Here is a 24,798-nt window from a genome sequence, read left to right as displayed (position 1 = left end):
ACAAGGAATAGCCAATAGATTATCAAACCACCTGAAACAGGGAATATTCCGCCAGTTCGAGCATGGTCGGCGGGACCATTGACGGTCGGCACCCCGGTGGGGAATCGTGACCACGCGGGTGGGGAATTACGTGGCGCTGATCAGGCAGATCGTGGGAATTACGTGACCGCCGACAGCGGTAGACCAGAAAGGCGCAGGACGCGCCGGACCGTAGCAGCGGCAACCCGATGACCGAGTCGGCGCAGCTCACCGGATCCTGACGTACACCCAGGTCGGGTTCTCTCTCGCCAGGCGCTGGATGAGCGCGACCGACTCTTCCGGCATCGGTGGCCGACCGGGCCTGACCGGTGTTTGGCGCCATTTCCAGCGCACCAGACGGCGGTGCCAGCTCAGCAGCGTGCCCGGGCTGACCAGCCGATGACGACGCAAGGCGGGTGGCAACTGACAGGCGAGGGCGGAGAGCACGGCACGATCGGCCCATGAGAGCTGCGGCCGTTCGACCTGCCGACGAAGCACAGCGACCTCATGGCGAAGCTCGAGGATCTCGGCGTTGTTCGCCGCGGTCGACCGGCCCGGCAAGACCAAGCAGCCCAGTAGTCGGCAGAAGATCAGGTAGAGCAGTCGCAGACCCACAATCACTGGGAACTGGGGCGTCCCGGTCCGGGTGCTGGGTGCCAGTTTTCTGTGACCGGGTCCCGTCCGGAGGTAGTTCCCGGACATGGGAAGACTGGGTCCTACCGGCCCATTCAAGGTTCGTTGAAGATCCCTGCAAGTGTGGCCACCTACCGTGGGGCTCACCAGTGCACGGAGGCAGGCCGACGAGGGATATCACTGGTCATCACAATGCCTTACTACACGGGAGAAATGCCGCCTTCACATACAACATGACGAAGGACAGCAAATGACGCCTTATCAACAGGATAGGTACGAAAAAACGCCCAATCGGTCAGGCCTCAATCGGTCAGGCTCCACGCGCGATGGCGATCGATCGCGCTGCCGCGACTCGCTTACGCGCGCGCGGCGAACGCGTTTGCAGTGCTGCGCCTGCCCCGGCACTCCAGCGGCGACGACTTTCCAGGCCTCACAGCCCCCCCCCCCGAAGGCTGTGCACGGAATATCAAAAGCTTGGCACGGAAAGTCAAGGAAGAACCGGATCAAGCCTGACATGCTGGACCTCGCATTCCACAGTTTACACGCTGCAATGCGCCGAGGCAGAGAAATAGCATGAGAATCGCTTACACATCAGTACTCCAGCGGCCTCCCTACATCGCGAGCCGACCACCACCGGACCGCCCTGATCTCGGCCCCACCGGGTGCACGAGACGGTCTCGCGCACCACGTCACGGGACACGCGCAGATACCGGAACGTCCATGTCGATGACCATGTAATGAATTCACTGATGTGACACTTTTCCACGATTCGCTCTGAATGGACAGGACTCTTGCAGCTTAGTGAACGAGGCCACGCGTTCGCCGAACTGAATCATATGCTCATGTCCAGCGAGAAGGGGACAGGGCATCTGGCACTGGTGAGCGGCCCCACCAGTAGCGGAAAAACCGAAATTATCCACACCTTCGCGAAAGATGCAATAGACAATGGCGCACTCTTTCTCAGCGCTACCGGCTCGCAAACGGAAAAGCGCATTCCGCTCGGTGTCGTGACGCAGCTTTTCGAGTCCACCTCGACGCACACCGATGTGGCAAATGAAATCCGGCAACTTCTCAAAGATTACCGCTCGGCACCGATGCCCTCCGAGTCTGGCGACAACGCCACCGACCCACTCGATAACGACATCCTGGAGCACATCACTTCAGCCGTCTCAAAGCTGGCTGAACGTCAAATGATTCTGGTCGGAGTCGATGATATCCACCATGCCGACACACAGTCGCTTCAGGTCGTCCTCTGGCTGTCTCGCCGACTTCGTTCAATCCCTGCCATGTTTCTCTTCGCCGAGCAAGAATATTGCAGCGAAGAATACATGGAGTTCCGCTCCGAGTTGCTCTGCGGTAACGTCAGCACCCGAATCGAGTTGAGGCCGCTGACGGTGAAAGGGGTCGCCGAGCTACTGACTTTCGGCATGGAAGCAGGAGTTGCGTGTCAGCTGAGCCGCGCTTGCCATGATTTCAGCGGCGGCAATCCATTGCTCGTGCGAGCATTGATCGAGGACAACTCGAGCATCACCGAAGATCCGGATGAGCCGGTCGTGGGAAACGCCTACGGTCGAGCAGTCCTGGAATGCCTCCGACGGTGTGCACTCAACCACGCTCTCGACGTTGCGCGAGGAATAGCTGTGCTGGGAGAGCACAGCACTCATGAAATTCTTTCCACACTGCTCTCGATCAGTTCATTCACTGTGGGGCAGGTGATCGACACACTCACCAGGATGGGCATCCTGCTGAACGGCAGGCTCCGGCATTCTCGTGCCCGGACAGCGATCCTCAACGACATGACTCCGGCAGACCACGCTTCACTGCATCAGCGAGCCTCGACCATAGCCTATAGCCATGGCCTGCCTCCGATGCCTATAGCCCATTTCTTGCTGGCTGCGAACCACCATGATGAGCCGTGGGCCGACGACCTGCTGTCCGAAGCCGCGGGCATCGCCCTGGGACAGGGTAAAGTGTCCTTTGCGATCGAGTGCCTCCGGCTCGCCTGCGGGTCCCAATCGGACGTCGAGCGGCACCCCGAGAAAACCGCGAACCTTGCGGCTGCGGAGTGGCGCGCGAATCCGATGATCGCGGCACGGCGACACAACGTACTCATTCCAGCCGTGCAGGATGGGAAACTTTCTGAACACCGCACGGCCGAGTTGGTCCGGGCGCTGCTGTGGCTTGGCCAGTTCGACGAAGCTGTCGGCATCGTGCAACAGTTAGTACAGCGCGGCAGCAAGCCGTCGCCGGAGTTGTATGCCTGGCTGCGGGTCTCGTATCCAGAGCTCATGAACCGTCTGCTGAATGAATTGCACCTAACGGAGCTGCCTGCCATTCCGCCATCACCGGACTCAGCAGAGTCCCTGCTGGCTCAGTCTCTCGCGGTCGGCCGATTATCGGGCGCTGCTGGAATGGCTAATCAGATCTTGCAGAACAGGCTTCTGGATGACCAGAGCGTCAACTCCTTGGAGTCGGCACTGCTCGCATTAATGTATTCGGGCGAAGCCGATCAAGCCGCATCATGGTGTGATTCGCTGCTGGCCGAGGCCGCCAAGTTGCGCGCTCCGACCTGGCAAGCAAGATTTTCCGCCGTACGCTCGGAGATTGCGCTGAGGCAGGGTTCATCCGGTAGTGCCGAGGATTTTGCGAGCATGGCGCTCGATTACATTCCCCTCCAGAGTTGGGGCGTTGTCGTCGGTGCACCGCTGGGGAGCTTGATCCGAGCCATGACCGCGCAAGGAAGGTATCATGCCGCCGGGAAATGGCTGACCGAATCAGTTCCGGCTACCATGTTTGAGACTCGATTCGGGCTGAACTATCAGTACGCCCGCGGCGAATATTACTTGGCCACGGGCCGGGCGGATCTGGCGTTCGAAGAATTTCTGATGTGCGGTCGGCGCGTGAACGAGTGGGGGCTTTCCCCCTCAGTCTTTCTCCCCGAGTGCGCACCGGTCACGACAGCCATGAGCTGGCTCGGCCACGCGCGCCTCGCGGACCAGGACAAGAAGATGCTGGCCACGCAGATGACGCGGGCCTATCCAGGGTCGGCAACGGTTAGGGGGAAAAGCACGGAGCCGGCAGACGTCCTGAGCGGGGCTGAGTACCGAGTGGCCGAGTTGGCGTCGGCGGGTCACACCAATCGCGAGATCTCACGCAAGCTCTGCATCACCACAAGTACCGTCGAGCAGCATCTGACCCGGGCTTACCGGAAGCTGAAGGTGAAGAACCGCTCGCAGTTGACCCAGGTGCTGACGGCTCAGCCTGATCAATAGGTCCCTTCCGGTATGGCACGCGGACCCTGAAGCGGACGCACGTTGGCCACCGCGTCCCACGGCCAATCAGCGCCCGCGTCGTGCCGCACGGCTGAGTCCCGCTCCAAGATGTTCGGCAGCAGCAGATCGTCGTGCAGGACGGTCAGCCGTACCTGGCCTGTTCGACCGTATTCAACCAACCGAGTCCAGTCTTCTGGGTCCACCACAGCGTGGGTGACCTGCGGATACATCGACATGTACGGGATCAGTCCCCCCTGGTCGAGGACCGGCAGGGCAAGCGCGTTGCCGAAGGTGTTGCCGTACATGGTGATCACGGGCCCATCGGGCATCGCCGCGACGAACGACCGGTACATGGCAGCGGTGACGTGGGGGCGCTCATACGAACCCCCCTCAACCCGGCGACCAGCTCGGGTTGGGTCCGGATCAGCGGCCCGGTCGGGGTCGCCTGCAACCAGTTTCGGCCCGGCAGAAATCCTTCCCGCGGCAGCGACCTTCAGTACATCCATCTGTCCGGCCGGGACCTGGCAGACAAGCTCGCCCGCGGCATGGAGCACATCCACGCCCGGCGAATACAGATGCTGACATCCTCGGACGGCGCGTCGGCGGAGGTGTCGCGGTGAGCGCATCGCCGCTGGCCCTCGTCGCTGGGGATTTATCACGACCCGTCCGCACCGGGCTGGCGCGTGATCGGCCGCCTGCACAGGCCGCTGGAGGCGGTCAACGCCTCCCTGGACTCGCCGCCCACCCCGCACCGCCGACGAGCCATGCTCGACGTGATCGCTGCGCTGCTGACGCAGTGCGCCGAGAGCGGCCGCACTCTCTGGGACTGGACCGCCGAGGAATGGGTCCATCTGCTCGGCCGCAGCCAGGCCGAGTTCCGAAAGCACGCGCCCGCCTGGGCCGGCGACGAGGTCCGCCCCTATCTCGCGGCGCACGCCTACCTGCTCGGTTCCTTCGACGCCTTCCACCAGCTCGGCGGCTTCCAGCGGCTGACCCTGTCCTGGCGGATCTTCGGACGGGACCGGGTGAACGGCGAGATCGCGCGGGTCCGCACCACCCTGGGCTCCTGGGGCTACCGGCTCGATCGGGACGACGACACACTGCTGCCGATGGTGGCCTGCCAGCTGTTTCTGCTCAACCGCAGCCCGCACCTCGAAAACCTGGATACCGCGCTGTTCGACCGAGTCCGCCGCGACCGGCTGCTGGACGGCAGCAGGCTGAACACCTTGCACGCGATGCAGCGGGCGGTCTCCGAGCTCGGGTTCTGTGCTCCACCGGCGGCGAGTACGGGTCGGCACACTTACCGGGCGACCGGCGGCGCCAAGACTTGGGAACGGTGGGCCGACCGCTGGCACGCCACCTCGACACTCACCCCGCGCGTCCGCGGCAGCATCCGCTCGAACCTGCTCAAGGTCGGCCGGTGGATCGCGGCCGAACACCCCGAGGCCGCCGATCCGGCGGACTGGACCCGGCAGACCTGCGCATCCTGTACAACCTGACCATCGGCCGTGCGTGCGGCCCTGGCGTTCGAGGATTTCCTGTCCTGTGGCCGACGCGTCAACGAGTGGGGGTTCAGCCCTTCGGCGCTCCTCCCCGAGCACGCGTCGGTCACCACAGCGGCGGGGTGGCTCAAAGACGTACATCTCGCGCACCAGGAGAAGCGGGCGTTGGCGGAACAAATGGCGCAGGGGCTCCCGGCGCCGGCGCCCGCCACCGAGGAACGAAAGCAGCCGACCGACATTCTCAGTGGCGCCGAGTACCGGGTCGCCGAGTTGGCATCGGCAGGCCAGACGAACCGCCAGATCTCTCGAATGCTGTGCATTGCCATCAGCACATCGAACAGCATCTCACGTGCGCCTACCGGAAGTTGGAGGTGAAGAACCGCCTCGAACTGTCGCGTGTGCTCTCGATTCAGTCCGAGTCGCACAGCCGAGAATACGGTTCTCCACCCAGCCTGGCCCGCCGTCTGCCGACTCCCTCGTACGGGGGTCGGGGTCGCCGTGGGCCAGACACCGCGCCGGTTGAGGGCCTGGTTCAGTAGATTCCCTCCGGCACCGCACGCAGACTCTGCAGTGGCCGCACATTGGCCACCCCGTCCCACGGCCACTCGTCACCCGTGTCGTGCCGAACGGCCGCGTCGCGTTCCAGGATGTTCGGTACGAACAGATCATCGTGCAGGACGGTCAGCCGAACCTGCCCACTCCGGCCGTACTCCACCACGCGAGTCCAGTCGCCGGGGTCCACCACGCTGTGGGTGACTTGCGGGTACGTCGACATGTACGGCATGACCTGGCCCTCGCCCTGCACGGGCAGGGCGAGTGCGTTGCCGAAGGTGTTGCCATACATGGGAATCACCGGAGCATCGGGCATCGCAGCCACGAACGACCGGTACATGGTGGTGGTGACGTGGGTCCCGCTGATGCGGGCGCCCTTCAGCTCCGCGACCGGTTCCGGGTGTTTGCGGATCAGTGCCTGGAACAGGGCAGGAGTGATCATCAGGTAGTCGACCGGCTGACTGCTCAAGATCAAGGCGATCTGTTCCAGGACGTGGTCGGTGTACTCCTGGACTTCCTTCATCCGCCCTGCCCTGACCAGCCGTTTGACCCAGCGCGGGTCGAAGTCCACCCCGTACACCCGGGAGTCGTAGTGCTCCGCGAGGTGCCATCCGCGGTTGCCCACCAGATGCGGCCCCGTCGGAGTTGCCTGCAACCAGCTGCGACCCGGCAGGAAACCTTCGCGCGGCAGCGCCCACCGAAGCCAGTCCGCCCGGTTCCGCAGCATCGGCTCGGTGTAGTGCACGCGGCAAGGAGTGCCCGTGGTGCCGCCGGATTCCCATATCTTCCCGGTCAGCGGGCGTGGCACGGCTTGGGGCACCAGCTCGGCCGGATCCAGCGTGCGCAACTCCTCCAGCGGGAAGGGGCCGAACGCGCACAGCTCCTCGTAGCGGGTGATGTCCCTCGGGTCGAACGACAAGTCAGCCGCCCGCCGCAGCCAGTAGTGGCTGCCGGTCACGGGGGTGAAGTGTCTGCGGATCACTCGTCGGGTCCAGTGGTCGAGGTCCTGTGCCAGCAGTTCTTTGATGACCGTGTCGTCCGTCAGCACTGCGTCCTTCTCCGTTCCCCTCGTCGGTTTCGTGTCACTTGGGACACTCGTGAACCGTGTCCCGCAGCCATCCTTCGATGGCGGCAGCGGTCTGCTCAGCGTGCTCCATCAGCATGGTGAAATGGTCCCCCGGCACGTCGATCGCCGTGTGCCGCAAGGTCCAGACCGCCTGCCAGCTTTCGGGGGTCAGGGCTGGGCCCTCGGGTGTTCCGGCCTTCTCCGAGGCGCGGACCAAAAGGGTCGGCACGGCCAGCTCCCGGGGCTGCCAGTCGGCGAAGAGGCCGAAGTACCCGGCCATCGCGGTCAGTCGAGTGTCGTTCATCGGACCGACCTTGCGTTCGTCCTCAAGCGCCGTTGACTCCAGCGCGGGGAGGATGTAATCGGTCTGCGCGCTTCCTGGCTCGTATGTGTCCAGCAGGACCAGGGAGTGCGGTGCCGCGCCCTGCTGTTCCAGGCGGGTCGCGAGCATGTGGGCGATGCTTCCGCCCGAGGAGCGTCCGACCAGGACGAACGGCGTGCCGTCGAGGTCGCGCCGCGCGATGCCGGACAGGTACGCGACCAACGTGTCCATGTCGGCAGGTATCGGTTCTCCGGTCACGAAGCCCGGGTACGGCAGGGTCCACACCTCGCGGTTGCCGCGGAATGCGGCCGCCAACTGGGTGAACTCATGAATTCCACCGAACACGGTCGGCGAAGGCAGGCAGAGCAAGGCCGGGCCGTCGCCTGTCCCGGCGCACAACCGGACCAGTTCGGCGGATCCGGCCACCTCTTGTGGCGCAGCGAAGGTGGGCCGGAGCCGGGACGCGACGTTCAGCAGGATCCGGCCCTCCTCGAACCTGTCCTGCTCGCAGGCGATCCGGTAGAGGTCGGCGATGCCGGTCGGCGCCGCCTTCGGGTCGGTTTCCGGCAGGGTCGGCCCCAGACCGACGGCGAGCTCATCGGCCAGAACAGTGAAGGTGGGATGGTCGAAGATCAACGTCGCGGGCAGCCGGAGGCCGGTGACGGTGGCCAGGCGGTTGCGCAGTTCCACGGACATCAGCGAGTCGAAGCCGAGCTCGGTGAAGGAGGTCGCCTCGGCGATCGCCTCCGGGCCGGGGTGTCCGAGTACGCGCGCGGCCTCCGTCCTGATCAGCTCCAGCAGAACCTCATGCCGCTCGGGACCGGTCAGTCCCGTCAGCCGCTCTCGCACGGTGACGGCCTCGGCCCGGTCGCCGGGGGCCACCACACGCCTGGGCGCACTCGTGCCGCGGAACATCACCGGTGCCGCCCCTTCCGTGCGCGGCGCTCCCGGCGGCAGCTCCAGCCGGAGCGGGACGAGCAGCGGCGCATCCACCGTCCGGGCGCGGTCGAACAGGCCCAGCGCCTGGTCCGGTGACAAGGCCGCCCCGCCACGGGTGAAGCCGCGGGACGACGGCTCACCGGCCATTCCCCCAGCGGTGTCCCACATCCCCCAGGCCAGCGAACGGGCCGGCAGGCCACGACTGCGGCGGTAGTGGGCGAGGCCGTCCAGGAAGGTGTTGGCCGCGGCGTAATTGCCCTGTCCCGGATTGCCCATCACCCCGGACATGGAGGAGAAGAGCACAAAGTCCGTGAGAGCGAGACCTTCGGTGAGCTCGTGCAGGTTCCAGGCCGCGTCGACCTTCGGACGCAGCACCGTGTCCAGTTGGTCCGGTGTGAGCGCGGTGACCACACCGTCGTCCAGTACGCCGGCCACATGCACCACGGCGGTGACGGGGTGAACGGCCAGCAGGTGAGCCAGGGCGTCGCGGTCTGCCGCGTCACAGGCCACGAGGTCGACGTGGGCGCCCAGTCCGGTGAGGTCCGCGAGCAGTTCGTCGGCGCCCTGCGCGGCGGGGCCGCTGCGGCTGGTCAGCAGGAGGCGCCGTATGCCGTGCCGGCTCACCAGGTGCCGGGAGACGTGCTGCCCCAGGGCGCCGGTCGCCCCGGTCACGAGCACGGCGCCGGCCGGGTCCCAGTCCGGCTGGACGGATGCCGCGGTCGCCCGGACCGGGCTCAACCGGGGCACCAGCAGCGCGCCGTCGCGTACGGCCACCTGCGGCTCGTCCGCGGCGGACGCGGTGGCCACGGCCTCGGGCAAGGACCGGTGCCCATCGGAATCGAGGTCCACCAGGACGATGCGGCCCGGGTGCTCGGACTGGGCCGTACGGACCAGTCCCCACACCGCGGCACCGGCCAGGTCCTGGATGTCCCCGACCGCCCCGCGGGTCAGCACCACGAGCTGGGAGCGGTCGAACGCGCCGTTATCCAACCAGGTCTGAATGCATCTGAGCACCCGCTGGGTGCCGGCGTGGACCGCAGCCGCGGTCTGGTCGCCGAAGCCGGTGCAGGGCAGCAGGACCACCGGCGGCAGTGCCATGCCGTCCCGCACCGCGCGTGCCATCTCGCCCAGGTCGGCGTACTGGATCAGCGGGAGCCCGAGGGGCAGGGGTCCCGCACCGAGGAAGGCCCAGGGTGCAGGGGTGGCGGGCGCTGCCTCGGCCGGTACCGGGACCCACTCCAGGCGCAGCAGTGAGCCCTGGTCCGCCGCCGAAGAGACGTGGTCCGCCGACATCGGACGCAGTGCCAGGGACTGGACCGTGGCAACCGGACCACCCGTGTGGTCGGCCAGGTCGACCTGGAAGCCGTTGTCGCCGGGGGTGAGCCGTACCCGCAACGCGGTGGCCCCCGTGGCATGGAGGGTGACTCCCGACCAGGTGAACGGCACCCCGGGCGCTTCGGTGGCGGCCGGATCCATCCCGAGCGCCTGCAGGGCCGCGTCGAAGAGCGCCGGATGCAGGCCGTATCCGCTCGCGTCCACGTCGTCCAGCTCGACCTCGGCGAACAGTTCCGCGTCTCGGCGCCACAGCGACCGCACTGCCGTGAACGGCCACCCGTACTCCAGCCCCCACGCGGCGAAACGCTCGTAGCCGCCCTCGGTCGGCAGCGGTTCGGCCCCTGGTGGCGGCCAGTCGGCCAGCCCGTCCGCAGTGGCAGGGATCGCTGCGCATGCCGCGCTGAGCACGCCGGTCGCCAGTCGCTGCCAGGGCTGCTCGGGCCCCGTGGAATCCGGCTGGGCGTACACGTTGACCGGTCGGCGGCCGGATTCGTCCGGTGCGCAGACCGCGACCTGCACCGCCGCACCGCCCCGCTCGGGCAGGAGCAGCGGCGCCTCCAGGGTCAGTTCGTCGATGCGGTCGCACCCCAGTGGGGCGCCGACGTGCAGCACCATGTCCACGTACGCGGTCCCAGGGAACAGCGCCCGCCCGGCCACCGCGTGACCGGCCAGCCAGGGCCGGCCAGCGACCGACAACTTTCCGGTGCACAGGAGTCCGTCCGAGTCGGGCAGTGCCACCGCGGCCCCGAGCAGCGGGTGCCCGTCCGCGGCCAGCCCTACCGCGTTCAGGTCGGCCGTGCCGCCCGGACGGGCGCTGGGCCAGAACCGCTGGTGCTGGAACGGGTAGGTGGGCAGGTCCACCAGGTGGTCGGCGGGCTGCTGGACGGACGGCCAGTCGACGGCGATGCCCACGGTGTGCAGATGGCTCAGAGCGGTGAACAGGGCATCGGTCTCCGGCCGGTCCCGGCGCTGCGCGGCCGTGAAGCGGTGGGCCTCCGGGACGGGGACGCACTGCTCGGCGAGTGCGGTGAGGGTGCCGTCGGGGCCGATCTCCAGGTAGGCGGTCACGCCGTGTTCCGCGAGGACGGCGACGCCATCGGCGAAGCGCACCGTGCGGCGCACGTTTTCGACCCAGTATTCCGGGGTGGCGATGCGATCGTCCGCGAGCCGACCGGTCACGTTGGACACGATCGGGAGCCGCGGAGGGGCGAACGACAGCCCGTTCAGCGTCGCGGCGAAGTCAGCCAGCATGGGCTCCATCAGCGCGGAGTGGAAGGCATGGCTCACGCGCAGGCGTTTGGTCCGCCGTCCCTGTCCGGCGAGAGCAGCCTCGGCGGCGGTCACCGCGTCGGCCGTCCCGGACAGCACCACCGCGCGGGGGCCGTTCACCGCGGCCAGGCTCAGTTCCAGCCCTCCTGCGGCCAGCAGCTCCGCCACCTCGGCCTCGCCGGCCTGCACCGCGAGCATCGCGCCACCGGGCGGAAGCTCCTGCATGAGGCGGGATCGGGCGCCGACGAGGGCAGCGGCGTCCGCCAGGCTCAGGACACCGGCCACGTGTGCCGCGGCGATCTCCCCCACCGAGTGCCCGAGCACGTAGTCCGGCCGCACCCCCCACGACTCCAGCAGCCTGAACAGCGCCACCTCGACGGCGAACAGAGCCAGCTGCGCGTATCCCGTCCGGTGCAGCAGAAGCCCGTCCGGCGAGTCCGCCGGCGCGAACAGCACGGTGCGCAGGCGCGGATCCAGCTCCGCGCAGACCTCGTCCAGGGCGGCGGCGAAGGCGGGAAAGCGGGCGTACAACTGCTGTCCCATTCCGGCGCGTTGGGCGCCTTGGCCGGAGAACAGCATGGCCAGGCGGCCCTCCCCCACCCTGCCGCGTATCAGCTCCGGTACGGCCCGGTCCTCGGCCAACCCGGCCACCGCCCTGAGCAGGGCCTCGCGGTCCTGCGTGACGACGGCCGCACGGTGCTCCCACCCAGTACGCCCCACGGCCAGGGACCGGGCCAGCGCGCGGAGGGACAGACCGGGCCGGTCGCCGAGGTGGTCGAGCAGTGCACGGGCCTGCACGCGCAGCGCTTCAGGGGTGCGGGCGGACAGCAGGAACGGCGCGATCGAGGCATCGGAGTCGGTGACGGGCTCCAGGGGTTCAGGCGCCTGTTCGAGGATGAGGTGGGCGTTGGTGCCGCTGATGCCGAAGGCGGAGACGCCGGCGCGCCGGGGGCGGCCGGTGTCCGGCCACGGTCGTGGTTCAGTGAGGAGTTCGACCGATCCAGCGGTCCAGTCCACGTGCCGGGACGGTTCCTGCACGTGCAGGGACCGCGGGAGCACTCCGTGGCGCAGGGCCTGGACCATCTTGATGACTCCGGCCGCGCCGGCCGCGGCCTGAGTGTGCCCGATGTTCGACTTGACCGAGCCGAGCCACAGGGGGTTCTCACGGTCTTGGCCGTAGGTCGCCAGCAGGGCCTGGGCCTCGATCGGATCGCCGAGCCGGGTGCCGGTACCGTGTGCTTCGACCGCGTCGATGTCGGGCGGCGTGAGATGAGCGTTGGCCACCGCTTGGCGGATGACGCGCTGCTGGGACGGGCCGTTGGGGGCGGTGATCCCGTTGGAGGCGCCGTCCTGGTTGACGGCGCTGCCCCGGATCACCGCCAGGACGGGGTGCTGGTTGCGTCGCGCGTCGCTGAGGCGTTCCAGGACGAGCATGCCCGCGCCTTCGCCCCAGCCGGTGCCGTCGGCGTCGTCGGAGAACGCCTTGCAACGGCCGTCGCTCGCCAGGCCGTCCTGCCGTTCGAACTCGGTGAAAGCCACCGGGGTCGCCATCACCGCCACCCCGCCGGCCAGGGCCAGGGAGCATTCACCGCCACGCAGGGAACCGGCTGCCGTGTGCAGCGCGACCAGCGCCGAGGAGCAGCCGGTGTCGATGGTCAGCGCCGGTCCTTCCAGGCCCAGGGTGTAGGAGACACGGCCGGAGATGATGCTGCCGGAGTTGCCGCTCATCGCGAAGCCATCATCGCCGTGGGTCGAACCGGCGACCAGCGCGGCGTAGTCGACCGCGGAAGCGCCGGCCATGACCGCGGTCGGGCTGCCCTTGAGGCGCGTCGGGTCGATCCCGGCCCGCTCCAGGGCCTCCCAGGACACTTCCAGAAGGATGCGCTGCTGGGGATCCATCGCCATGGCTTCACGCGGTGAGATTCCGAAGAACGCCGGGTCGAAGTCGGCGGCGTCGTGCACGAATCCGCCGATGCCGTCGGCGTTCCAGCCGCGGTCTGCCGGGAAGGGCCCCATGGCGTCGGCGCCCCCGGCCACCAGGTCCCACAGGTCCTCGGGGGACCGCACGTCGCCGGGGAACCGGCAGGCCATGCCGATGATCGCTATCGGCTCATCGCTCTGCGTCGCGGTCAGCGCCGGTGCTGTGACCGCCTCGCGGGGCACCACCTGGTCCAGGAGGTGGCAGGCGAGCTCGGCCGGAGTGGGGTAGTCGAACACCACTGCGCCGGGGAGCTTCAGACCGGTCACCGCCGCGAGCCGGTTGCGGAACTCCACCGCCAGGACCGAGTCGAAGCCCAGGTCACGGAAGGGCTTGCGCTCAGGGAGCCTCGTAGCACTGTCGTGGCCGAGTACGACTGCCGCCTCGGCCCGCACCATGTCCAGGACCGCCTGCTCCGGATCGGCCGCTTCCGCCACGCGCCGTCGGAGCGCCTCCGCCTGCGGGCCCCCCGGCGCCTCGGCGGTGCCGGCCGCCGCTGAGGCGGCTTCGGCGATGTCCTCGATCAGGGGCCGGCGACGGGCCAGGGTGTACGCCGGGGTGAATCGCTCCCAGTCCATGCTGGCCACCGTCAGCGTCGTCTCGTCGTGATCGAGCGCCTGCTGAAGGGCTTGCACCGCTGTGTGCGGAGCCATCGCTCCCACCCCCCGGCGGCGCAGCTCGTGTTCGGCCTCGGAGCCGAGCATGCCTCCGCCGGACCAGCCGCCCCAGGCGATCGACGTCGCCGTCCGGCCCTCGGACCTGCGCTGCTGCGCCAGGCCGTCCAGGAAGGCGTTGGCCGCCGCGTACGCTGCCTGACCGGCGCTGCCCCACACGGCGGCGCCGGAAGAGAAGAGCACGAACGCGTCGAGCTCCTGGTCAGCCAGCAGCTCGTGCAGGTGCCGTGCTCCGGCCACCTTGGCCGCGACCACGTCGTCGTACTCGTCCAGGCCGAGGTCGGGCAGCGTCCCGTACCGGCTCACCCCGGCGGCATGGAACACCGAGGTGACCGGTCCGACGTCGGCCAGCAACCGTGCCACCGCGCCGCGGTCGGCCACATCGCAGGACACCACGGTCAGCCCGCAGCCGGCCGCCGCGCAGTCGGCCTCCAGCTCGGCGACGCCTGGCGCTTGCGGGCCGCTGCGGCTGGCCACCACCACATGGTCGGCACCGTTGCCGGCCGCCCACCGGGCGACGTGCCCGCCGATGGCCCCGGTTCCCCCGGTGATCAGCACCGTGCCGCGAGGGCGCCACTCCCGGTGCGCGACGCCGTCCCGCAGGGGCGCGCGCACCAGTCGGCGTACCAGCACGCCCTGTTCGCGCAGGGCCAGTTGGTCCTCACCGTCAGCACCGGTGAGGACGGCGGCGAGCCGACCGGCGGTCTTCTCGTCGAGGGTCCGGGGCAGGTCGATCAGGCCGCCCCACCGGTCGGGACACTCCAGCCCGGCCACCAGGCCCAGGCCCCAGACCTGGGCCGGTTCGGCCGTCACCGCATCCCCGGCGGTGGCCGACACCGCGCCGCGGGTCAGGAGCCACACGGGTGCGTCCTCGCCCGCGTCCCCCAGCGCCTGCACCAGGACGAGCGACGTTCGGGGGTCGGGCCCGGCCAGGTGCACCACTCCGGAGAAGGGGCCGTGCTCAGCGGCCAGCCCGCGCAGCTGCTCCGCCAGCGGGGCCCGTTCGGCCAGCCCCTCCATGGGCAGGTGGACGACGTCGGCATCGGCCAGCGCCGGCAGGAGCTCGTCGCCCGGTCCCGCCAGGAGCCACCGGCCCGAGAGCTTGCCCCGTGGTGTGCGCAGCGGCTTCCACTCCACCCGGTAGCGCCACGAGTCCGTCGCCCGTGGCCTACTCGCAGGCCCCTGCAGCCAGTACCGCTTCCGTTGGAAGGGGTAGGTGGGCAGTTCCACCCACCGTCCTCCGGCGGCCAGGCTCGCCCAGTCCACCGGTGCGCCGTGCACCCATGCCTGTGCCAGCGCCGTCACGAACCGTCGCGGTCCGCCGTCTGCCCGCCGCAACGATCCCAGGACCACCGTCTCACCGCCGGTTTCGTCCACGGTGTCCTGCACGGCCGGAACCAACACCGGGTGCGGGCTCATCTCGATCAGCAGTGTGCAGTCGTGCTTCAGGAGTGCTCGTGTGACCTGTTCGAACTCCACGGTCTGACGCAGGTTCTGGTACCAGTACTCGGCGTCGAGACCGGCCGGATCCAGCATGCCCCCGGTGACTGCGGAGAAGAACGCCACGTCGGTCGTTGCCAATGACACCTCCCCCAGGGCCGTGAGCAGCTCGTCGCGGATCCGGTCCACCTGGGCCGAGTGGGAGGCGTAGTCGACCGCCACGCGGCGGGTCCGTACTCCGTCCTCCTGGCATGCGGCCACCAGTTCCTCCAGTGCCTGTGCGGCACCGGACACGACGACCGAGGAGGGCCCGTTCACGGCCGCCACGGAGAGCTCGTTCCCCCAGTGCTCCAGGCGTTTTTTCACCTGGTCGAGAGGGAGGGCCACCGACGCCATGCCGCCCCGGCCGGACAGTTTCCGGGCGATCAGCCGGCTGCGCAGGGCCACGATGCGGGCCCCGTCGTCCAGCGACAGCGCTCCGGCCACACACGCCGCCGCGATCTCGCCCTGGCTGTGTCCGGCGACTGCGACCGGCGTCACGCCGCAGGCTCGCCACAGTTCGGCGAGGGAGACCATGATCGCCCACAGCACGGGCTGTACGACATCGACCTGCTCCAGCCACGCTCCGCCCGACGCCGTGCGCAACACTTGCGGCAACGACCATTCGACGTGCGGCGCCAAGGCCTCGGCGCACGTCTCGATCTGCCGGGCGAACACCGGCGAGGAGTCCAGCAGTTCCAGCGCCATGCCGGCCCACTGAGCGCCCTGGCCGGGGAAGACAAAGGCCACCCGGGGCCGTGGGTCGGCCACGCCTTCGACCACGCCTGGCGCCGTACCCGCCCGCGCCACCACGTCCAGGCCGGCCGCGTCCATGACGACCGCGCGGTGCGCGAGGTGGGCGCGGCCGACGGCCAGGGACCATCCCACGTCCGCCGGGTGCAGCCCGTGTGCGGCCTCCCGCAACCGTGCCACCTGCTCCCGCAGGGATGCGTCGCAGGCGCCGGAGATCACCCATGGGACCGAGGCCACCCGCAGCGGTGGTGCGCTCCGCGAAGGGGCCACGGCATCCGCCGCCGGCGGTTCCTCGACAATCAGGTGCACGTTCGTCCCGCTGACCCCGAACGACGACACCCCGGCCCGGCGCACGCGCTCGGTACGGGGCCAGGCGCGTGCCTCGGTCAGCAGTTCCACCGACCCGGCAGTCCAGTCCACATGGGTCGAGGGCCGGTCGACGTGCAGCGTCGGCGGCAGCGTCTCGTGCCGCATCGCCTGCACCATCTTGATCACACCGGCCACACCTGCGGCGGCCTGTGTGTGCCCGATGTTCGACTTGACGGATCCCAGCCACAGCGGCGCCGGGCGATCCTGCCCGTAGGCCGCCAACAGGGCCTGCGCCTCGATCGGGTCACCCAGCACGGTCCCGGTGCCGTGTGCTTCGACAACGTCCACGTCGGACGGCGACAGTTCGGCGTTGGCCAGCGCCTGCCCGATGACGCGCTGTTGGGACGGCCCGTTGGGTGCGGTGAGTCCGCTGGACGCGCCGTCCTGGTTGGCGGCGCTTCCCCGGATGACCGCGAGCACCGGATGACCGCGGCGCCGCGCGTCGGACAGGCGCTCCAGCAACAGCAGACCGACTCCCTCTCCCCAGCCGGTGCCGTCGGCCGCGTCGGCGAACACCTTGCATCGCCCGTCGGGGGACAGCCCGCCCTGCCGGGAGAACTCCACGAAAGCTCCCGGCGTCGACATGACGGCGACACCGCCGGCCAGAGCCAGAGAGGTCTCCCCGCCCCGTAGTGACTGGACGGCAAGATGCAGGGCCACCAAGGACGAGGAACACGCGGTATCCACGGTCACCGCGGGCCCTTCAAGGCCCAACACGTACGCGATCCGGCCCGATGCCACGCTGGCCGAACTGCCGATGCCCAGGTAGCCCTCCACGCTCTCCGGTACGGACTGGAGCCTGGTCGCGTAGTCGCTGAAGTTGACCCCGGCGAAGACGCCGGTGTCGCTGCCCCGGACCGCGACGGGATCGATTCCGGCCCGTTCGAAGACCTCCCAGGCCACCTCCAGGAGCAGCCGCTGCTGTGGGTCCATCGACAGGGCTTCACGTGGGGAGATGCCGAAGAACTCGGCGTCGAAGTCGGCGGCTCGGTGCAGGAATCCGCCGCCGAGGCGACGCTGGGAATCGGTGGCGTGCAGATCGTCCAGGTCCCACTCCCGGTCCTCGGGGAACCCGGTGATGGCATCCCGCCCCTCAGCGAGCAACTGCCACAGGTCTTCGGGACATTCGACGCCGCCCGGGTATCGGCAGCCCATGGCGACGATAGCAATGGGCTCGCGGCGTTCCGCCTCGACCTGCTCCAGCCGTGTACGGGTCTGTCCCAGCTCAGTGGTGACTAACTTGAGGTAGTCCAAAAGCTTCTGTTCGTCCGTCATCAGAAAGAACACCCTCGCGTGGTAGTCAACTGAGTCCCAGGTCCTTGTTGATGAACTCGAACATCTCGCCCGCCGTGGCGGCTTCGAAGTCGAAGGCGTCAGCGGGTGAGCCGACCGCCCGCCGGTCGGTCCAGCCCACCAGCAGGGCCCGCAGTCGGGCAGTGACCGTGGCGGCCAAGTCCACCTGGGGGTCGAGTTCGGACAGCCGCTCGGCGATCTCGTCGAGCTGTCGCAGCACCGGGGCGGCGGTGGGCGAGGTGCTCTCCCCCGCCAGTCGCTCCAGTAGATGCCGGGCCAGCGCGGAGGCAGTGGGATGGTCGAACATCAGGGTCGCGGGGAGAACCAGCCCCGTAACGGCGCTCAGGCTGTTGCGCAGTTCGACGGCGCCGAGGGAGGTGAGGCCGAGTTCCAGGAAGCCGCGTTCCGGCTCCACCTGGTCGGCCGACGAGTGGCCGAGCACGGCTGCGGCATGTCCTCTGACCAGTTCCAGCACGGCCCGGTCGCGCTCCGGGCCGGAGAGATCCGCCAGCCGCTCGCTGAATGCTTCCGTGTGTTCGCCATCCCCTGCCGGGACCGTGGCCAGCGTCCGCAACAGCGGTGGCAGCAGGTCGACCGGAGCCTGCAGCAGTGCGGGCGCGAACTTCACCGGAAGCAGCACCGCCTCGGGTCGGGCGAGCGCGCCGTCCAGCAGTGCCAGGGCTTCCGGGGTGGTCAGGCCGAGCACCCCGGCCCTGGCCATCCGGGAGCGGTCGGCTTCGCTGAGGCGCCCGGTCATCCCGGTCTCCTCGGCCCACAGCCCCCAGGCCAGTGATACCGCGGGCCTGCCCTGCGCTCGGCGCCGCTGTGCCAGCGCGTCCAGGCAGGCGTTCGCCGCGGCATAGTTGCCCTGGCCGGCGCCGCCGAGAGTGCCAGCGGCGGAGGAGAACAGCACGAAGGCGGACAGGTCGGAGTCGCGGGTCAGCTCGTCCAGGTGCAGGGCCGCGTCCGCCTTGGGGGCGAGCACACGTCGTAACCGGTCCGGCGTCAGCGCTTCGACCACGCCGTCGTCCACGACGCCCGCACAGTGGATCACCCCGGTGAGCGAGTGCTGGGGCGGGACGGCCGCGAGCAGCCGACGCAGCGTCTCCCGGTCGGAGACATCGCCCGCGGCAACGGTCACGGCGGCACCCGCTGCCGTCAGCTCGGCCTGGAGTTCGCCGACGCCGTCAGCCGCGCCGCCGCGGCGGCTGACCAGCAGCAGATGCCTGACGCCGTGCCGGGTGGCCAGATGCCGTGCCACGAGAGCGCCCAGCCCACTGGTGCCGCCGGTGACCAGGACCGTGCCTTCGGGGTCGAAGGGACGCGGCGGGCCCGTGCCGCCGCTCGCCCGGACCACGCGCGGGGCGAACAACCGCCCTCGGCGACACGCCAGTTGCGGCTCACCACTCGCTGCCGCAGCGGCCAGTACTGCAGGACCAGGGTCGGTCCCGTCACCGTCGAGCAGCACGAACCGGTCCGGGTGCTCGGCCTGCGCCGCGCGCAGCAGACCCCACGCCGCCGCCCCGGCCACATCGACGGAGTCTGTCGCGTTCACACCCATGGCTCGGTGGGTGAGCAGGATCGGCCGGGGTCCGTCCTGCGGCTCGGCCGCGAGCAGTCGCTGCACCAGTTCCAGAGCCGCGGCGACAGCGTGCGCCAGCTCGTCCTGCTCGCGGTGGAAGACGGCGTGTACGTCAGGTACGTCGCCGGTGGCCGACGCGCGCACCTCGTCCCAGGCCAGGGTGTACACGGTGTCGGTGGGGGAAGTGGGCGTCGCCGGTGCGGCGAGCCAGAACCGCTGTCCTTGGAAAGGGTACGTGGGAAGCTCAATGCGCCGCGCCCCCGTACCGGCGAAGACCGCCGTCCAGTCCACCGGCACACCGCGCACATGCAGTCGGGCCAACGCCTCGATCAACCCCGGGCCTTCGGGGCGGTCGGGCCGCACCGCGGCGACCGCGGCCATGGGATCGTCCGTACGGCAGTTGTCAGCGAACATCCCGGCGAGCCGGCCGTCCGGGCCCAGTTCGAGCACCGTGCCGACGCCGGTCGCCTCCAGCGCCTGTATGCCGTCCCCGAACCGGACGGTCCCCTGTACGTGCCGGACCCAGTACTCCGGGGTGCACAGTTCGTCCGGATCGGCCAGTTTGCCGGTGAGGTTGGAGACGACCGGGGTCCGGGGCGTGCGGAACGACACCGACCGGGCGACCGTACCGAACTCTTCCAGCATCGGCTCCATCAGGGGGGAGTGGAAAGCGTGGCTGACCGGGAGCCGTGTCGTCCTTGGGAACCGCTCGGCGACTGCCAGAACGGCGTCCTCCCGGCCGGAGACGACCACCGCGTCCGGTCCGTTCACCGCTGCCAGGCTGACGTGGTCGCCCAGCAGCGGGACCACGTCCGCTTCGGCCGCGCGGATCACCACCATGGCCCCGCCCGCGGGCAGGGCCTGCATCAGCGCACCCCGGGCGGCGACCAGGGCACAGGCGTCCGGCAGAGAGAGCACACCGGCCACATGCGCCGCGCTCAGCTCCCCGATCGAGTGGCCGATCAGCACGTCGGGGGTGACTCCCCAAGACTCGAACAGCCGGTACAGGGCCACCTCGAAGGCGAACAGGGCGGCCTGGGTGTAGGCGGTCTGGTCCAGCAGGGCCGCGTCCGGCGTGCCCTCGGGTGCGCACAGCACGTCCCGCAGCGGACGGTCCAGCCGCGGGTCCAGATGGGCCGCCACCGCGTCCAGGGCCTGGGAGAATGCGGGGTATGCGGAGCACAGCGCACGGCCCATGCCGGGGCGCTGTGCTCCCTGTCCGGCGAACAGGAAGGCCAGTGAACCGCTGCCGGTGTGTCCTTCGGCCACTCCGGCATGCGGCTCGCCCCGAGCGACGGCCTCCAGGCCGGTCAACAGCTGCTCTCTGTCCGCGGCCACCACCGCGGCCCGGCGTTCCCAGGACGTCCGCGCTTCGCTGAGGGAGTGGCCGAGGTCGACCAGGTTCAGTTCCGGGTCGGCCACGACGAGGTCCTTCACCCGCTCGGCCTGGGCGCGCAGCGACGGATCGCAACGTCCCGACAGCAGGACCGGAACCGCGGGGAGAGAAGTGGACGCGGCCGGCGCGGCTGCTGGCTCACCTTCTTCTTCCGGGGCCTCTTCCAGGATCACGTGAGCGTTGGTGCCGCTGATCCCGAACGAGGACACTCCGGCCCTGCGCGGGCGGTCGCTTCGCGGCCAGAGGCGCTGCTCGGTCAGCAACTCGACCGCGCCCTCGGCCCAGTCCACGTGCGGTGTCGGCGCGTCTACGTGCAGTGTCTTGGGCAGCACGCCGTGGCGCATGGCCATCACCATCTTGATGACACCGGCCACTCCGGAAGCGGCTTGAGTGTGGCCGATGTTGGACTTCACCGATCCCAGCCACAGGGGTGTCCCGCGGCCCTGGCCGTAGGTGTCGATCAGGGCCTGCGCCTCGATCGGATCGCCGAGCGCGGTGCCGGTGCCATGGGCCTCGACGGCGTCCACTTCGGCCGGCGTCAGCCCGGCGGAAGCCAAAGCCTGGCGGATGACACGCTGCTGGGCCGGTCCGTTCGGCGCCGTCAGGCCGTTGCTCGCGCCGTCGGAGTTGACCGCGCTGCCGCGGACCAGTGCCAGGATCCGCCGCCCGTGACGCCGGGCCTCGGACAGCCGCTCGAGGAGCAGCACGCCGACACCTTCGCCCCAGCCGGTCCCGTCGGCCGCGGCGGCGAACGCCTTGCACCGGCCGTCGTCCGCCATACCGCCCTGCCGGGAGAACTCACCATACGTGCCCGGCGTCGGCATCACCGCCACCCCGCCTGCCAGGGCCAGCGGGCACTCGCCGTTCCGTATCGCCTGCACCGCCAGGTGAAGGGCGACCAACGAGGACGAACACGCGGTGTCGACCGTCACCGTGGGTCCTTCGAGACCCAGGGCGTACGCGATCCGGCCGGACAGCACGCTGCCCGATGCCCCGGTGATCTGGTAGCCCTCGGCCTCCTCGCTGGCGGCCAGGACGGAGACGTATTCGTGGGACGTGCCGCCGATGTAGACGCCAGTGCGGCTCTCCCTCAGGGTGCGGGGCTCGACGCCGGCGCGCTCGATCGTCTCCCACGCGGTTTCCAGCAGCAGCCGCTGCTGGGGGTCCATGGCCAGGGCTTCCCGTGGGGATATGCCGAAGAACGCCGGGTCGAAGTCCGCGGCGTCGGCGAGGAAGCCACCGACGTAACCGTTCGGTTCAGGAATGTGCCAGCCGCGGTCGCGGGGCAGCGCGGACAGGGTGTCCACGCCCTCGCGCACCTGCGTCCACAGGGCTTCAGGACCGCGCCCGCCACCCGGGAAGCGGCTGGAGATGCCGATGATCGCGACCGGTTCGGTCGCGCGGCCGGCTAGTAGCCGTTCGTTCTCTTGTCTCAGTTGCTCGTTCTTCAGCAGCGAAGCCCGGAGAGCCTCGGTCACCATCTCTGTGGAAGTGTGCAAGGTCATCGTCCTAACCCAGGCCCGGTGTGGCGCCGGCAGTGTCACCGCTGTCGCCCAACGCCAGCCGGATCAGGGCGTCGGCGTCCATCGTCCTGATCTCGTCGCTGCGGTCGGCCACCGGCTGCGGCCCGTCGGCGGGCGCGGTCGGTTCCGGTCCGGTGTCCGGGAACAGCCGCTCGTGCACCAGCCGGACCAGGGCGTCCAACCGCGGGTAGTCGAACACCACGGTGACCGGAAGCCTCAGGCCGGTCACCGCGCTCAGCCGGTTACGCAGTTCGACGGCGGTCAGGGAGTCGAAGCCGAGGTCGCGGAAGGGCTTCTCCGGGTCGACGGTGCTTGCGTCGGGGTATCCCAGCACTGTCGCGACCTGCCCCTGCACGAGGCCGTTCAGTTCCTGGCGGCGTTCCACTGCGGTCAGCCCCTGGAGGCGCCGGCTGAGTCCGGCAGCCTGGGCGTCAGCGTCGACCACACGGCGAGCGGACACGCGGACGAGGTTGCGTAGCAGGGCAGGGAGCGTGCCAGAGGCGGCCTTCGCGCGCAGCGCCGAAAGATCCAGCCGGACCGGCAACAGCACGGCCTGGTCCGTGTCCAGCCCGGCGTCGAACCGGGCCAGCCCCTCGGTGGCGGACATGGGCATGACGCCTCGGCCGCTGGCCCGGGTCAGGTGTTCCTGACCGAGTCGGCCCGCCATTCCAGTGCGCTCCTCCCACAGGCCCCACACCAGTGAGGTCGCCGAGAGCCCCATGGCCCTCCGGTAGTGCGCGAAGGCGTCGAGGAACGCGTTCGCCGCCGCGTAGTTGCCCTGCCCGCCGCCTCCGAAGGTGCCGGCCACCGACGAGAACAGCACGAACGCCCTCATATCAAGACCGGCGGTCAGCTCGTGCAGGTTCAGTACGGCGTCGACCTTCGGGCGGTATACCCGGGCCACTTGGTCCGGAGTGAGGGAGGAGACCAGGCCGTCGTCGAAGACACCGGCGCAGTGGACCACGGCGGTCAGCGGATGCTCGGCCGGTATGTCGTGGAGAAGTCGGCTCAGCGCGTCGCGGTCCGCCACATCGCAGGCAGCGGTGGTCACTTCCGCCCCGGCCTCGGCCAGCTCGTCCTCCAGCTCGACCGCACCGGCCGCGCTCGGCCCTTGCCGACTGACCAGCAGCAGCCGCCTGGCACCGTGCCGGAGTACGAGGTGCCGGGCCACCAGCGCACCGAGTCCTCCGGTGCCACCGGTCACCAGGACGGTGCCGGCCGGGTCCACCCATGCGCTCGGCTCCTTCGGTGCCGCGCCCTGCGCCCTGGCCAGCCGTGGTACGCGCACGGTCCCGGACCGCAGGGCCAGTTGCGGTTCCCCGGTCGCGAGCGCCGCCGGTACGGCTCGCCAGGAGTCCACGTGCGCGTCCACGTCCAACAGCAGGAAACGGCCCGGGTTTTCGGTCTGAGCGGACCGGAGCAAGCCCCACAGGGGGGCGGCGTTCAGGTCGATGGCCGGGTCTCCGTCGCCGGTGACCACGGCCCCGGTCGTCGTGACGACGAGCTGGGAGTCGGCGAACCGGTCATCGGCGAGCCAGCTCCGGATGAGGCCCAGGAAGTGCTCGGTGGTTTCTCTCACCTCGCGGCTCCCGACCTGCCGGTTCCCGCCCTGGGTGACCAGCACCAGGTCGGGCCGGTCAGATTCGCCGCTCTCGACCGCTTCCGCCAGCGCGGCCAGACTTGTGTACGCGGGGAACGCGGCGTTCGGCGGGACCGGGCCGACCACCGCGACGTACCGAGGCGGCGTTGTCGGCGACTGCGGCAACGCGATGGTCGTCCAGTCGAGTCGGTACAGGCCGTCGTGGTGTGCGACCGGCTGGAGATCCTCGGACGACAGGGCTCGCAGCACCAGTGATTCCACGGCGGCGACCGGCGCTCCGGTGTGGTCGGCCAGTTGGACCGAGACCGAGTCCTCTCCGGCCGGGGCCAGGCGGATTTGCAGGGTCGAGGCACCAGTGGCGAAAAGGGAGACGCCCGTCCAGGCGAAGGGACGTCGGCCGGCGGCGGTTCCAGGAAAGAAGTCGCCTACGCCGACCGCGTGCAGCGCCGAGTCGAGCAGTGCCGGGTGGATCCCGAATCCCGGTTCCTGGTCGGCGAGACGCACCTCGGCATACACCTCGTCGCCGCGACGCCATGCCCGCCGCAGCCCTTGGAAGGCCGCCCCGAACTCCACTCCGGCCTCGGCCATCCGTGCGTACAGATCGTCAATGGGTACGGCGTCCGCTCCGGCCGGCGGCCAGACCGCAAGTTCACCGGGGGCCGACGGTTGCTCCTGGCTGAGCGTCCCGTCGGCGTGCTGCGTCCAAGGCGAGCCGACGGAGTCCGCGGGCCTGGAGTGGATGGTCAGGCTGCGACGACCGGATCCGTCGAAACCGCTCACGGTGACCTGGAGGTCGACGGCGCCGGTTTCCGGCAACACGAGCGGGGCCTGCAGGGCGAGCTCCTCGACCTGGGAGCAGGCGACCTGGTCCGCGGCGTGCAGCGCCAACTCGGCGAACGCGCTGCCGGGCAGGAGCGTCGTACCCATCACACTGTGGTCGGCCAGCCACGGCTGGGCCTTCAGCGAGAGCCTGCCCGTCAGCACGAGGCCGTCCGAGCCGGCCAGTTCGACGCCCGCGGCGAGGAAGGGGTGATCGGAGGAGGTCAGTCCGGCGCCGGCGACATCCGACGAGGCGGCCGGTCCGGGGTCGAGCCAGTAGCGACTGCGTTGGAAGGGGTAGGTGGGCAGGTCCACGTGCGGGCCCACCGGCAGCAGGGACGCCCAGTCCACCTCCACACCATGGACCCACGCCTCGGCCGCACTGGCCACCATCCGCTCCTGGCCGCCCTCCCCACGGCGCAGC

Annotated in this window: 8 protein-coding genes and 1 pseudogene; 3 read left to right on the top strand and 6 right to left on the bottom strand. The window is 69.6% G+C overall.

Going from position 1 to position 24,798, the window contains the following annotated elements:
* Positions 1 to 176: 176 nt before the first annotated feature.
* Positions 177 to 633, bottom strand: a pseudogene (locus PV419_RS50925) (integrase); the annotation flags it as partial.
* Positions 634 to 1,442: 809 nt separating this feature from the next.
* Here PV419_RS50925 and PV419_RS50920 point away from each other — a divergent pair.
* Positions 1,443 to 3,923: an AAA family ATPase gene (locus PV419_RS50920; protein ID WP_319700906.1), complete on the top strand. Its 2,481-nt coding sequence runs from the start codon at positions 1,443 to 1,445 to the stop codon at positions 3,921 to 3,923.
* On the opposite strand, the gene PV419_RS50915 is transcribed toward PV419_RS50920, so the two are convergent.
* Positions 3,917 to 4,483: a hypothetical protein gene (locus PV419_RS50915; protein WP_319700905.1), complete on the bottom strand. Its 567-nt coding sequence runs from the start codon at positions 4,481 to 4,483 to the stop codon at positions 3,917 to 3,919. The genes PV419_RS50920 and PV419_RS50915 overlap by 7 nt on opposite strands.
* Before the next feature lie 123 nt (positions 4,484 to 4,606).
* On the opposite strand from PV419_RS50915, the gene PV419_RS50910 reads away from it, so the two are divergent.
* Both PV419_RS50910 and PV419_RS50905 read left to right on the top strand, forming a co-directional pair.
* Entirely contained in the window at positions 4,607 to 5,422 is an 816-nt protein-coding gene (locus PV419_RS50910; RefSeq protein WP_319700904.1) for a hypothetical protein, read from the top strand.
* A gap of 9 nt (positions 5,423 to 5,431) precedes the next feature.
* Positions 5,432 to 5,800 (top strand): hypothetical protein, encoded by a 369-nt coding sequence (locus tag PV419_RS50905; RefSeq protein WP_319700903.1) that lies wholly within the window; start codon positions 5,432 to 5,434, stop codon positions 5,798 to 5,800.
* Between the two features lie 157 nt (positions 5,801 to 5,957).
* Here the strand turns inward: PV419_RS50905 and PV419_RS50900 are convergent, their stop codons facing one another.
* The 4 genes from PV419_RS50900 to PV419_RS50885 form a co-directional block, all read right to left on the bottom strand.
* Positions 5,958 to 7,025: an arylcarboxylate reductase gene (locus PV419_RS50900; protein WP_319700902.1), complete on the bottom strand. Its 1,068-nt coding sequence runs from the start codon at positions 7,023 to 7,025 to the stop codon at positions 5,958 to 5,960.
* A gap of 34 nt (positions 7,026 to 7,059) precedes the next feature.
* A complete protein-coding gene (locus PV419_RS50895; RefSeq protein WP_415925560.1) occupies positions 7,060 to 17,439 on the bottom strand; it encodes an SDR family NAD(P)-dependent oxidoreductase in 10,380 nt (3,459 codons plus the stop codon).
* Positions 17,440 to 17,461: 22 nt separating this feature from the next.
* Positions 17,462 to 21,910, bottom strand: coding sequence for a type I polyketide synthase (locus PV419_RS50890; protein WP_415925559.1), 4,449 nt, complete (start codon positions 21,908 to 21,910; stop codon positions 17,462 to 17,464).
* Positions 21,911 to 21,941: 31 nt separating this feature from the next.
* Positions 21,942 to 24,798 (bottom strand): type I polyketide synthase (locus PV419_RS50885; protein WP_319700899.1); only part of this gene is annotated, 2,857 nt, incomplete at its 5' end.

The organism is Streptomyces sp. ME19-01-6, from assembly GCF_033793745.1.
Taxonomy (GTDB): domain Bacteria; phylum Actinomycetota; class Actinomycetes; order Streptomycetales; family Streptomycetaceae; genus Streptomyces.
This window is presented reverse-complemented; position numbering and strand designations above follow the sequence as displayed.